Source organism: Shinella yambaruensis (assembly GCF_022899355.1).
Classification (GTDB): domain Bacteria; phylum Pseudomonadota; class Alphaproteobacteria; order Rhizobiales; family Rhizobiaceae; genus Shinella; species Shinella yambaruensis.
Window position 1 is genome coordinate 249,188 of record NZ_JALJCK010000003.1, and the last position, 11,048, is coordinate 260,235.

Below are 11,048 nucleotides of genomic sequence, written 5' to 3' on the forward strand. Positions count from 1 at the left end.
GGCATACTCCCCGATCTCCCCCCTTGAGGGGGAGATGTCGCCGAAGGCGACAGAGGGGGGTGGCCGCGAAGCGGCAAATGTTACGGAGCGGGCGGGACTACCCCCCTCTGCCCTGCCGGGCATCTCCCCCACAAGGGGGGAGATCGGATAGACGCGCCGTCCTCCTCCCACGCCACTTTCTGCGATCGGCGCAGTACAGCGCCCATCGCCCAAGACAAACCGGAGTCCCCCATGACCGCCGTCCTGTTCCAGCAAGTCTCCCGCCATTTCGGCGCCGTGCGTGCCGTCGACAGCGTGGATCTCGCCATCGCCGAGGGCGAATTCTTCGCGATGCTGGGACCGTCCGGCTCCGGCAAGACGACGTGCCTGCGCCTGATGGCCGGCTTCGAGCAGCCGACGTCGGGCCATATCGAGATCTTCGGCGAGACGGCGGAGGGCGTGCCGCCCTACCGGCGCAACGTCAACACGGTGTTCCAGGACTACGCCCTCTTCCCGCATCTCTCGATCCTCGAGAACGTCGCCTACGGGCTGATGGTCAAGGGCGTCGGCAAGGCCGAGCGGCTGAAGGCGGCCGAGGAGGCGCTTGCCATGGTGAAGCTGCCCGGCTACGGCGCGCGCCGGCCCGGCCAGCTCTCCGGCGGCCAGCGCCAGCGCGTGGCGCTCGCCCGGGCGCTGGTCAACCGGCCCCGCGTGCTGCTGCTGGACGAACCGCTCGGCGCGCTCGACCTCAAGCTGCGCGAGCAGATGCAGGAGGAACTGAAATCCCTGCAGAAATCGCTCGGCATCACCTTCGTCTTCGTCACCCACGACCAGGGCGAGGCGCTGTCGATGGCCGACCGCATCGCCGTGTTCAGCGATGGCAGGATCCAGCAGCTCGGCACGCCGGAAGAGGTCTACAAGCGGCCGAAGACGCGCTTCGTCGCCGATTTCGTCGGCTCGTCCAACGTGCTGCCGCCGGATTTCGTCCGTACTCTCGGCTTCGGCGACAGCTATGCCAGCCTGAGGCCGGAGGCGATCACGCTCGGGGATGGCCCGGGCCGCAAGAATTTCGCCGGCCGCGTCGTCGCGACCAGTTTCCTCGGCGCGGCGAACCGCGTGACGGTCGAGGCCGCGGGCGCGCGCGTTGCGGCCATGACACCGGCCTCCACCGCCCCGCCGGCGCTCGGCGAGACGGTCACCCTCTCCTTCCTGCCGCAGGACCTGCACCCGATGGACGGTGCCCGATGAGCATCGTCGCCGACACCTCCATCCTCGCGCGCCGCGAAGGCACCTCCGGGCGGCTTTCCGATTTCTTCTGGCGCAACCCGAAGATCCTGCTGCTCCTGATGCTGACGCCGCCGCTGCTCTGGCTCGGCATCATCTATCTCGGCTCGCTCTTCGCGCTCTTGCTGCAGAGCTTCTTCTCGATCGACGACTTTTCCGGGCTGATCAACTACGAGTTCACGCTCGCCACCTACCGGCAGCTGCTCATACCCTCGAATTTCGACATCATCCTGCGCACCGTGCTGATGGCCGCGCTGGTGACGCTCGCCTCCGCCGCCATCGCCTTTCCCATCGCCTATTACGCGGCGCGCTATGCGAAGGGAAAATGGAAGGTCGTCTTCTATCTCGGCGTCATGCTGCCGCTGTGGTCGAGCTATCTCGTCAAGGTCTATGCCTGGAAGCTGATCCTCGCCAAGGAAGGCATCGTCACCTGGTTCTTCGCCAAGCTCCACCTTTCCTGGCTGCTCGATGCCTGGCTTTCGCTGCCCGTCGTCGGCGGCTCGTCGCTGTCGATCAGCTATACCGGTACCTTCATCGTCTTCATCTATGTCTGGATGCCCTTCATGATCCTGCCGATCCAGGCGGCGCTGGAGCGCGTGCCCGGCAACCTGATCGAGGCCTCCGCCGATCTCGGCGGCCACCCGGCGCAGACCTTCCGCCACGTGCTCTTCCCGCTCGCCCTGCCCGGCATCATCGCAGGCTCGATCTTCACCTTCTCGCTGACGCTGGGCGACTACATCATCCCGCAGATCATCGGCTCGTCGCGGCTCTTCATCGGCCAGGCGGTCTATGCCCAGCAGGGCACGGCCGGCAACATCCCGCTCGCCGCCGCCTTCTCCGTCGTGCCGATCGTCATCATGGGCCTCTATCTGTGGATGGCCAAGCGACAGGGGGCCTTCGATGCGCTCTGACAGAAACACCTCCGCCCCGCTCGGCCTCAAGATCGCCGCAGGCCTCGGCCTCGCCTTCCTGCACCTGCCGATCCTGCTCATCTTCCTCTACGCCTTCACGACGGAAGAGAAGAGCTACCAGTTCCCGCCGCCGGGCTATACGCTCAAATGGTTCGCGGTCACCTGGAACCGGCCGGACGTCTGGGAGGCGATGGGGCTTTCCGTGCGCGTCGCGTCCATCTCCACCGCCGTCGCCCTCGTGCTCGGCACACTGTGCGCCGCTGCCGTTTCCCGTACGAAATTCTTCGGCCGGGAGACGATCTCGCTGCTCGTCATCCTGCCGATCGCCCTTCCCGGCATCATCACCGGCATCGCGCTACGCTCGGCCTTCTCGTTCGCGGAAATCCCCTTCTCCTTCTGGACGATCGTGCTCGGCCACGCCACCTTCTGCGTCGTGGTCGTCTACAACAATGCCGTCGCCCGCTTCCGCCGCGTCTCGGGCTCGCTGATCGAGGCCTCGATGGACCTCGGCGCCGACAGCTTCCAGACCTTCCGCTATGTCATCCTGCCGAACATCGGCACGGCCCTGCTTGCCGGCGGCATGCTCGCCTTCGCGCTGTCCTTCGACGAGGTGATCGTGACCACCTTCACCGCCGGCCAGCAATCGACCCTGCCGATCTGGATGCTGGAGGAACTGGTGCGCCCGCGCCAGCGCCCGGTGACCAACGTCGTCGCCATGGTCGTGGTGCTTGTCACCTTCCTGCCGATCCTCGGCGCCTACTACCTCACCCGCGACGGCGACCAGGTCGCAGGCGCCGGAAAATGAACATGAGCGAACAGGGAGTAGCGAGTAGCGAATAGAGGAAAATGACGGCCAGCCGGCCCAAAACTATTCGCTACTCGCTATTCGCCATTCGCTCCTCAACAACGGAGAACACGCCATGGACACCCAGATGCTGATCGGCTCGCGCTTCGAAGCCGGCACCGAGGCCGAGGAGCACATCCTGAACCCGAAGACCGGCGCGAAGATCGTCGACCTGCCGGAGGCCTCCCATGCGCAGATCGACGCGGCCGTCGACGCCGCCGAAAAGGCCTTCGTCTCCTGGGCGACCACCACGCCCGCGGAACGCTCCGGCTATCTCCTGAGGATCGCCGACGCGATCGAGAAGGACGCCGATGCCTTCGCGGCCCTCGAAGCGCTCAATTGCGGCAAGCCGATCAACGCCGCCCGCAATGACGAGCTGCCGGCCATCATCGACTGCTGGCGCTTCTTCGCCGGCGCCATCCGCTCGCTGAGCGCCCCGGTCGCCGCCGAATACCTGCCCGGCTTCACCTCGATGGTGCGGCGCGATCCCATCGGCATCGTCGGCTCGATCGCGCCGTGGAACTATCCGCTGATGATGATGGCCTGGAAGCTGGCGCCGGCGATTGCCGGGGGCAACACCGTCGTCTTCAAGCCCTCCGAGCAGACGCCGCTGACGGCGCTGAAGATGGCGAAGCTTTTGGCCGACATCCTGCCGGAAGGCGTGGTCAACATCGTGCTCGGCCGCGGCGAGACGGTCGGCAATGCGCTGATCAACCATCCGAAAATCAACATGGTCTCGATCACCGGCGATGTGGCGACCGGCAAGAAAGTGCTGGCGGCGGCGGCCAAGACCGTCAAGCGCACCCATCTGGAACTCGGCGGCAAGGCCCCGGTCGTCGTCTTCGACGATGCGGATCTGGACGCCGTCGTCTCGGGCATCCGCGCCTTCGGCTACTACAATGCCGGCCAGGACTGCACGGCCGCCTGCCGCATCTACGCCGAGGACGGCATCTACGAGAAGCTGGTCGCCGACCTCTCGGCCGCCGTCTCCACCATCAAGTACAACGACCCCGACGACACGCTGAACGAGATCGGCCCGCTGATCTCCAAGCGCCAGCGCGACCGGGTGGCGAGCTTCGTCGAGCGCGCCGCCGAGGTGAAGCACATCGAGATCACCACGGGCGGCCGGGCCGGCAGCGACGACGGCTACTTCTTCCAGCCGACGGTGGTGGCCGGCGCCACGCAGGACGACGAGATCGTGCGCCGCGAAGTGTTCGGCCCCGTCGTCTCCGTCACCCGCTTCTCCGAGGCGGACCAGGCCATCGCCTGGGCCAACGACAGCGACTACGGCCTCGCCTCCTCCGTCTGGACGAAGGACATCGGCAAGGCGATGAAGGCCGCCGCCCGCCTGCAATATGGCTGCACCTGGATCAACACGCACTTCATGCTGACGACGGAAATGCCGCATGGCGGCGTCAAGCAGTCGGGCTACGGCAAGGACATGTCGATCTATGCGCTGGAGGATTATACCGCCGTGCGCCATGTGATGGTCAGCCACGGCTGACCATGGGGCTGCCCCCTCTGCTTGCCCGGCATCTCCCCCAACGAGGGCCGGGCAATCGCAGATAGACTGCAATCGTCGCCGCGACTCCCTTCTCCCCCGCGGGGAGAAGGTGCCGGCAGGCGGATGAGGGGGAGGATCGGAGGCGTAAACGATCCGTCAGAGCCACCCCCTCATCCGACCCTTCGGGCCACCTTCTCCCCGCGGGGGAGAAGGGGATGCGGCATCGTCCTGCCCCATAGGCGATTGCCCGGCCTTCGTGGGGAGATGCCTGGCAGGGCAGAGGGGGGCGCCCGCCCTTTTGGGTACGGACGGGCGCCGGCTCCTTCCGGGAACATTTTCAGCCCTAACGCGTCTTTACTCCGACACAATCGGAGGCATCGCCATGCTGAAATGGGCACTCATCTTCCTCGTCATATCGCTGATCGCCGGCTTTCTCGGCTTCTCCGGCGTCTCCGCCGCGACAGCGACGATCGCCAAGGTGCTCTTCGCCATCGCCCTCGTCATCTTCCTGATTTTCCTTGTGCTTGCACTGATGGCCGGTAGCCTCGCCTTCTGAGTGCAGACCGTCCACAGCCTGTGTTGCTTCCCGGCAACACAGGCTAAATCCTGATGTTTCTAGTCATATAATTCGTTGCAGCAGATGAAATCCTGATAAAAACGGTCACGTTATCGATCCGCTTCCTCAGAAAGTCACCTGCATGCACACGTCCTCCCGCACGATGTTCCGCCTGGCGCTCGCCGGCACGTCCCTCCTCACGCTCGCCTCGGTCGCCCTTGCGCAGGACCAAGGGACGACGACGGCGGGCGGCGCGACCGTGCTCGAGGACATCGTCGTCGACGGCGGCAGCGGCGGCGTCATCACGGCGGACGGCTATGTCGGCAAGAGCAGCGCGACGGGCGCCAAGGTCGACACGCCCTTCATCCAGACGCCGCAGTCGATCTCCTCGGTCACGCAGCAGCAGCTGGAAGACCGCAACCCGCAGACCCTGCTCGACACGCTCGCCTATACGCCCGGCACCCGCATCGGCGGCTACGGCTTCGACCCGCGCTTCGACTCGTTCACCGTGCGCGGCTTCGACGTGACCTATACGGGCGTCTTCCGCGACAACCTGCGCCAGCCAGGCGCCGGCTCCTCGCTGTTCAAGACGGAACCCTATGGCCTGGAAGGCGTCTCGATCCTGCGCGGCCCGTCTTCCGCGCTCTACGGCGCCTCCGGCGCCGGCGGCCTCTACAACCTCATCAGCAAGCGCCCGACGGAAGAGGCGCTGCGCGAGATCCAGCTGCAATATGGCAGCCACGACCGCTACCAGGGCCAGTTCGACCTTTCCGGCCCGATCAACGAGGAAGATCCGGTCTACTATCGCCTGACCGGCCTGCTGCGCAGCGCCGATACCGAGCAGGTCGGCGTTCCCGACGACCGCGCCTACATCGCGCCGGCCTTCACCTGGAAGCCGGACGAGGACACCAAGCTGACCATCCTCGGCGAATATTCCCGCACCAAGACGGGCGGCACGGCGGCCTACTACTACGATCCGATCACCGGCAAAGTGAGCGACTTCTTCGCCGGCAACCCGGCCTTCAACGATTCCGTGCAGAACCAGGGCCGCATCGGCTACGAGTTCGAGCATCGCCTGAACGAGGTCTTCACCTTCCGCCAGAACGCCCGCGCCTCCTGGCTCAACATCGACGCCGACTGGGCCTTCGCCTACCAGCCGAACGCCGCCGACCCGACGTTGCTCGACAGCAGCGCCGGCTCGTTCGAAGAGTGGATGAACACCTATACGATCGACAACCAGCTCGAAGCGAAGTTCGAGACCGGCGCGCTGGAACACACGCTTCTGACCGGCATCGACTTCACCAAGATCTACTGGAAGTCGCTGAACGGCTACGGCGTGACGCCGCCGCTCGACACCACCGACCCGACGCGCGGCCGCCCGACGGACCCGATCGGCTTCCAGACCAAGAGCGTGCAGGACCAGTTCATCACCGGCATCTACCTGCAGGACCAGATCCGCTACGACGCGCTGACCTTCACGCTCGGCGGCCGCTACGACTGGGTCTCGACCGACACCGACAACACGGACCTCGCCTCCGGCGCGCTCGACACGATCAACCAGAGCGACCGCGCCTTCACCTGGCGCGCCGGCGTGACCTACGAGACGGAATGGGGCATCACCCCCTATGCCAGCTACTCGACCGCGTTCTCGCCGAATGCCGGCGTGAACCTTGCCACCGGCAACCCGTTCAAGCCGACCGAGAGCGAACAGCAGGAAGTGGGCGTGAAGTACCTGCTGCCCGACAGCAACACGCTGCTGACCGCCGCGCTCTTCAACATCGACCAGACCAACGGCCTCTACTACGAGGTCGTCGACCTGCCGACCGGCCCGGCCAACATCCAGGTCCAGCGCGGCAAGCTGCGCTCGCGCGGCGTCGAGCTTGAAGCCTCCACCAGCCTCGACAACGGCCTGTCGCTGATCGCCTCCTATACCTATACCCAGGCGAAGATCATCGACGGCCCGGCCGGCACCGTCAACAACGACGTCTCCTCCGTGCCGCGCCACATGGCCTCGCTCTGGGCGCACTACACCATGCCGGAAGACGGCGCGCTGGCCGGTCTCGGCTTCGGCGCGGGCGTCCGCTTCACCGGCGAAAGCTACGGCGACGACGCCAACAGCATGAAGAACAAGGCGCGCGCCTTCGTCGATGCGTCGATCGACTACGACTTCGCCGCCATCGACAAGGACTTCGCCGGCCTGAAGCTGCAGGTCAACGCGACGAACCTCTTCGACCGCCAGGATGCCGTCTGCTCGGCCGGCTTCTGCTACCGAGACCAGGGCCGTACGGTCATCGGCAGCCTGAAATATTCCTGGTAAGCGCTTGACGGCGCCGTCCACCCACGATGGCGAGACCGCTTTCCGGCCGGACGGCCTGAAGGCGGTCTTTACCGGTGAGCACGCCTGGTGCGGCGAGAAGATGATGCTGTCGTCGGATCTCGACGGCGCCGTGCCGCTCGCCGACTTCCTCGCCGGGAACGGTTTTGCCGAGACGCTCGACCGCTATGCGGCAGGCCATGGCGCGGTCGACCGCCGCGCCGCCGCCTCCTTCTGGTCGCTCTACTATTTCTCCGCGCTGACCATCCCCTATGTCGTGGCCCGCCGGGCCGAAATGACGCTGCCCGTCGCCTTCGAGGAGATGACCATCGCCATCGGCGAGGACGGCCTGCCGCGTGCCTTCGGCCTGCCGCACGAGGGCGACTGGAGCGAGGGCGACGACCTCGTCGACTTCGTCACGCCGCTGGTGGACTGCCACCTCTCCCGCGTCGTCGCCCTGTTCAGGGAGAAGACCGGCATCGCGCCGAAACTCGCCTGGAACAACGCCGCCGTCTATATCGACTATGCCTTCAACGCGACGGACCGTTCGCCGCCCGCGGGCGACGACCACTGGCCGTCCCGCCCCCTCTTCGATTGCCCGCGGCTGGCCGATGGCAGCCGCAATCCCTTCCATGGATGCCTGCGCCACGAGCTGGAAGCGGGCGCCGTCCACTGTCGCCGCAAGGTCTGCTGCCTGCGCTACATGCTGCCCGGCATTCCGGGCTGCGGCGAGCTGTGCGCCCTGCCGGAGCTGAGAAAACAATGACCCTGCGCCTTTCCGCCCTCATCGCCGCCGCCTTCCTCCTCCTGGGCGCCCTCGCCGCCCGCGCCGAGGTGGCCTATCCGCTGACCGTCAAGGACGCCTTGGGCCGCGAGATCACCATTCCCGCCGAACCGAAGGCGGTGCTGCTCGGCAGCGGCTTCAACCTGGTCGCGCTCTCGCTGGTCCATCCCGACCCGGTCGGCATCCTTGCCGGCTGGGCGAGCGACATGAAGGGCGACAATCCGGAGATCTATGCCCGCTTCAAGGACAGGTTCCCGAAGATCGAGGACGTGCCGATCATCGGCGACGGCATCACCGTCTCGTTCGAGGCCGCGCTCTCGCTGCAGGCGGACCTCGCCATCCTCGCCAACTGGCAGGCCGACACGGATCTCGGCAAGCAGGCGATCGACTATCTGGAGAGAAGCGGCGTCCCCGTCGTCGTGGTCGATTTCAACAGCGACGCGCTGAACAACACCGCGGACAACATGCGCCTCCTCGGCAAGGTGCTGAACCGGGAGGAGCAGGCGAACGCCTTCGCCGATTTCTACGAGGAACGGGTCAAGCGCATCCGCGACCGGGTGGCCGCGCACAAGGAGCCCGGCCCGACCGTGCTGATGGATGCCTTCCCGAACCCGGAAAAATGCTGCTACGCCTACGGCACCGGCGGGCTCGGCGCCTTCATCGCCATCACCGGCAGCCGCAACATCGCCGAAAGCCTGCCGGCGCAGGGCGGCATCGTCAGCTCGGAATTCATCGTGGCGGCCGATCCAGACGTCTATATCGCAACCGCCTCGCCGGGCGGCACCTACAGCACATTCTCGGTCGGCCCCGGCGTTGCGCCGGAGGAGGCACGCGAGACATTGGCGCGCGCCGTTTCCGGCCCGTTCCTCAAGAACCTCAAGGCGGTGAAGGAGGAGCGCGTGCACGGCCTGTGGAACTTCTTCAACGCCGTGCCGCTGAACATCCTTGCCGCCGAAGCCTTCGCCCATTGGCTGCGCCCCGACATTTTCGCCGACATCGACCCGGACGCGACGCTGAAGGAAATCAACGCGCGCTTCGCCGCCGTGCCCTTCGACGGCGCCTATTGGATCAGTCTCAAGGCAAAGTGAGGGGACCGGCCTTCCGGTCCCTTCTTCCGCAGGCTATACCATGCCCAGGAGGACCTGAATGATCTGGGCATTCGCAGTCGCGGCAGCGGCCATACTCTATCTCGCACTGCGCTTCCGGCGCTTCCAAAGCTGGGTCGAACCCGTCCTCACCATCGTGGTGGCCATCGGCCTTGCAAGCGCGCTTCTCATCTGGTTCGTCGAGGACCGAACGCCCTCCGGCACCGCCGCCACACCGAACGCCACCGTCCAGGCGCTCTCGGCGGACGGGGTGGAACTATCCGAGATGCAGGCCGGCGCCGGCCAGACGAAGACGAGCTTTCGCGTGACCGGTCGCATCGTCAACAAGGGCAGCCAGCCGATGCAGTCCTTCCGCCTCGATGTCGTGCTGTCCGATTGCCCCGGCGGCACCTGCCGCGAGGTCGGCCGCGACAGCGCGCTGATCGTGCTGCGCGTGCTGCCCGGCGAAAGCCAGCCCTTCTCCACCTTCGCCGTCTTCCCCGGCATAGACTTCAACCCCGTCACCACCCCCGAATGGGATTTCGGCGTGCGCGAGGTGAGGGCCGCGACCCGCTAAAGCATTTCCGCTTTTCTTCGAATCGCGAAGACGCTCTAGCTGTTTGTTTACGCAATTCCGGACGCAAAACCGCTACGCACTTTTGCTGGAGTTACTTTAGAGGCCAGCCACGATCTCTGCCGTTCGCAGCACCGTCGCGAATTCGTGGCGCAGCGTCGCGACATGGGCGCGGTGCACGTCGCGGGCGGCGATCGTCCCGCCCTCCCCGTCCGGCAGGTCGAAGCAGTCGCAGGCGTCCTCGATGAGGACCACCCTGTAGCCGAGGTTCGCCCCGACACGCACGCTGGTCGACACGCACATATCCGTGGACACGCCGAACAGCACGACCGTATCGGCCCCAAGGCGGCGCAGGCGCAGGTCGAGATCCGTGCCGATGAAGGCGGCGTTGACGCTCTTTGCCACCAGCGGCTCGCCTTCCCGCGGCGCAAAACCCGGGCGGAACGCGTTGCCCGGCACCTCCGGCCGCAGGGTGGAGCCGGGCTCGACGCTGTCGTGCCGCACATGGATGATCGGCCGCCGCGCGGCCCGCCAGGCGGCGAGGAGCGCAAGGCCGTTCTCGTCCAGCCTTTCGTTCCAGCGTCGCGGCCAGGGCGCGGCGTCGAAGGCCTGCTGCATGTCGATCGGGATCAGGACGGCGTTTTCCGGCAGGGTCGGCATCGGTCTCTCCTTGAAGCGATGGCCGACGAATAGTTGCTTTTCCGTCCGGTTTCGCGCAGGAAGAAGGCGGCGCGCCGGACGATCATCCGGCAACGGGGAGATTTTCCGGATGAACGAACTGGATGACAAGGACAGGCTGCTGCTCGCTGCGCTCCGCGCCGATGCCCGGCAGAGCCTGGTGGAGCTTGCGCGCCATGCGGGGCTGTCGCGGAGCGCCGTGCACGAGCGCATCCGGCGGCTGGAGGCGAGAGGCGTGATCGCGGGTTATACGGTCAAGCTCGGCATCGACCGGGAGCGGCCGGGCGTCGAGGCGCTGATCGCCGTCGGCTTCCAGCAGGGCCGCAACTGCGATCACATCGTGCCGCATCTCACCGGCATTCCGAACGTCGTGACCTGCTGGTCGCTCGCCGGGCCGACGGACCTGATGCTGCTGGTCGAATGCGCCTCGAACGGCGAGCTCGACACCGTGCGCCGCCAGATCGCCACGACGCCGGGCATCGCGACCGTGCAGACGCATGTGTCGCTGCGCACCCATTTCGATCGGCGGAGCTGA

At 66.3% G+C, this 11,048-nt stretch carries 11 protein-coding genes; 10 read left to right on the plus strand and 1 reads right to left on the minus strand.

Annotated elements, in window-relative coordinates; genetic code table 11:
- Positions 1-231 precede the first annotated feature (231 nt).
- The 9 genes from MUU56_RS08390 to MUU56_RS08430 all read left to right on the plus strand — a co-directional run bounded on the left by MUU56_RS08390 (position 232) and on the right by MUU56_RS08430 (position 9,838).
- Entirely contained in the window at positions 232-1,227 is a 996-nt protein-coding gene (locus tag MUU56_RS08390) for an ABC transporter ATP-binding protein (RefSeq protein ID WP_244766858.1), read from the plus strand.
- Complete coding sequence (locus MUU56_RS08395; RefSeq protein ID WP_244766859.1) at positions 1,224-2,174, plus strand: ABC transporter permease; 951 nt, start codon at positions 1,224-1,226, stop codon at positions 2,172-2,174. The genes MUU56_RS08390 and MUU56_RS08395 overlap by 4 nt, the downstream gene beginning before the upstream one ends.
- Positions 2,164-2,979 carry an ABC transporter permease gene (locus MUU56_RS08400; protein ID WP_064330641.1) on the plus strand — a complete coding sequence of 272 codons (816 nt, stop codon included), beginning with the start codon at positions 2,164-2,166 and terminating at the stop codon, positions 2,977-2,979. The genes MUU56_RS08395 and MUU56_RS08400 overlap by 11 nt, the downstream gene beginning before the upstream one ends.
- Positions 2,980-3,094: 115 nt before the next feature.
- Positions 3,095-4,522 (plus strand): gamma-aminobutyraldehyde dehydrogenase, encoded by a 1,428-nt coding sequence (locus MUU56_RS08405; protein ID WP_244766860.1) that lies wholly within the window; start codon positions 3,095-3,097, stop codon positions 4,520-4,522.
- Between the two features lie 382 nt (positions 4,523-4,904).
- Positions 4,905-5,078 (plus strand): DUF1328 domain-containing protein, encoded by a 174-nt coding sequence (locus tag MUU56_RS08410; RefSeq protein WP_244766861.1) that lies wholly within the window; start codon positions 4,905-4,907, stop codon positions 5,076-5,078.
- Positions 5,079-5,220: 142 nt separating this feature from the next.
- The gene (locus MUU56_RS08415; RefSeq protein WP_244766862.1) at positions 5,221-7,395 is read left to right on the plus strand and encodes a TonB-dependent siderophore receptor; all 2,175 of its coding nucleotides are present in this window, start codon (positions 5,221-5,223) and stop codon (positions 7,393-7,395) included.
- A 100-nt stretch (positions 7,396-7,495) separates the two neighbouring features.
- On the plus strand, positions 7,496-8,158 hold the full coding sequence (gene fhuF, locus MUU56_RS08420) for a siderophore-iron reductase FhuF (RefSeq protein ID WP_244767151.1): 663 nt from the start codon (positions 7,496-7,498) through the stop codon (positions 8,156-8,158).
- The gene (locus MUU56_RS08425; RefSeq protein ID WP_244766863.1) at positions 8,155-9,264 is read left to right on the plus strand and encodes an ABC transporter substrate-binding protein; all 1,110 of its coding nucleotides are present in this window, start codon (positions 8,155-8,157) and stop codon (positions 9,262-9,264) included. Before fhuF ends, MUU56_RS08425 begins: the two co-directional genes overlap by 4 nt.
- Before the next feature lie 58 nt (positions 9,265-9,322).
- On the plus strand, positions 9,323-9,838 hold the full coding sequence (locus tag MUU56_RS08430) for a hypothetical protein (RefSeq protein ID WP_244766864.1): 516 nt from the start codon (positions 9,323-9,325) through the stop codon (positions 9,836-9,838).
- Positions 9,839-9,934: 96 nt separating this feature from the next.
- Here the strand turns inward: MUU56_RS08430 and MUU56_RS08435 are convergent, their stop codons facing one another.
- Positions 9,935-10,495: an isochorismatase family protein gene (locus tag MUU56_RS08435; protein ID WP_244766865.1), complete on the minus strand. Its 561-nt coding sequence runs from the start codon at positions 10,493-10,495 to the stop codon at positions 9,935-9,937.
- A gap of 109 nt (positions 10,496-10,604) precedes the next feature.
- On the opposite strand from MUU56_RS08435, the gene MUU56_RS08440 reads away from it, so the two are divergent.
- Positions 10,605-11,048 carry an Lrp/AsnC family transcriptional regulator gene (locus MUU56_RS08440; protein WP_133032806.1) on the plus strand — a complete coding sequence of 148 codons (444 nt, stop codon included), beginning with the start codon at positions 10,605-10,607 and terminating at the stop codon, positions 11,046-11,048.

What these genes read in the sequence shown, in the direction of transcription:
- MUU56_RS08390 (WP_244766858.1), top strand. Translation starts at nt 232, where the DNA reads ATGACCGCCGTCCTGTTCCAGCAAGTCTCCCGCCATTTCGGCGCCGTG.
- MUU56_RS08395 (WP_244766859.1), top strand. Translation starts at nt 1,224, where the DNA reads ATGAGCATCGTCGCCGACACCTCCATCCTCGCGCGCCGCGAAGGCACC.
- MUU56_RS08400 (WP_064330641.1), top strand. Translation starts at nt 2,164, where the DNA reads ATGCGCTCTGACAGAAACACCTCCGCCCCGCTCGGCCTCAAGATCGCC.
- MUU56_RS08405 (WP_244766860.1), top strand. Translation starts at nt 3,095, where the DNA reads ATGGACACCCAGATGCTGATCGGCTCGCGCTTCGAAGCCGGCACCGAG.
- MUU56_RS08410 (WP_244766861.1), top strand. Translation starts at nt 4,905, where the DNA reads ATGCTGAAATGGGCACTCATCTTCCTCGTCATATCGCTGATCGCCGGC.
- MUU56_RS08415 (WP_244766862.1), top strand. Translation starts at nt 5,221, where the DNA reads ATGCACACGTCCTCCCGCACGATGTTCCGCCTGGCGCTCGCCGGCACG.
- fhuF (WP_244767151.1), top strand. Translation starts at nt 7,496, where the DNA reads ATGATGCTGTCGTCGGATCTCGACGGCGCCGTGCCGCTCGCCGACTTC.
- MUU56_RS08425 (WP_244766863.1), top strand. Translation starts at nt 8,155, where the DNA reads ATGACCCTGCGCCTTTCCGCCCTCATCGCCGCCGCCTTCCTCCTCCTG.
- MUU56_RS08430 (WP_244766864.1), top strand. Translation starts at nt 9,323, where the DNA reads ATGATCTGGGCATTCGCAGTCGCGGCAGCGGCCATACTCTATCTCGCA.
- MUU56_RS08435 (WP_244766865.1), bottom strand. Translation starts at nt 10,495, where the DNA reads ATGCCGACCCTGCCGGAAAACGCCGTCCTGATCCCGATCGACATGCAG.
- MUU56_RS08440 (WP_133032806.1), top strand. Translation starts at nt 10,605, where the DNA reads ATGAACGAACTGGATGACAAGGACAGGCTGCTGCTCGCTGCGCTCCGC.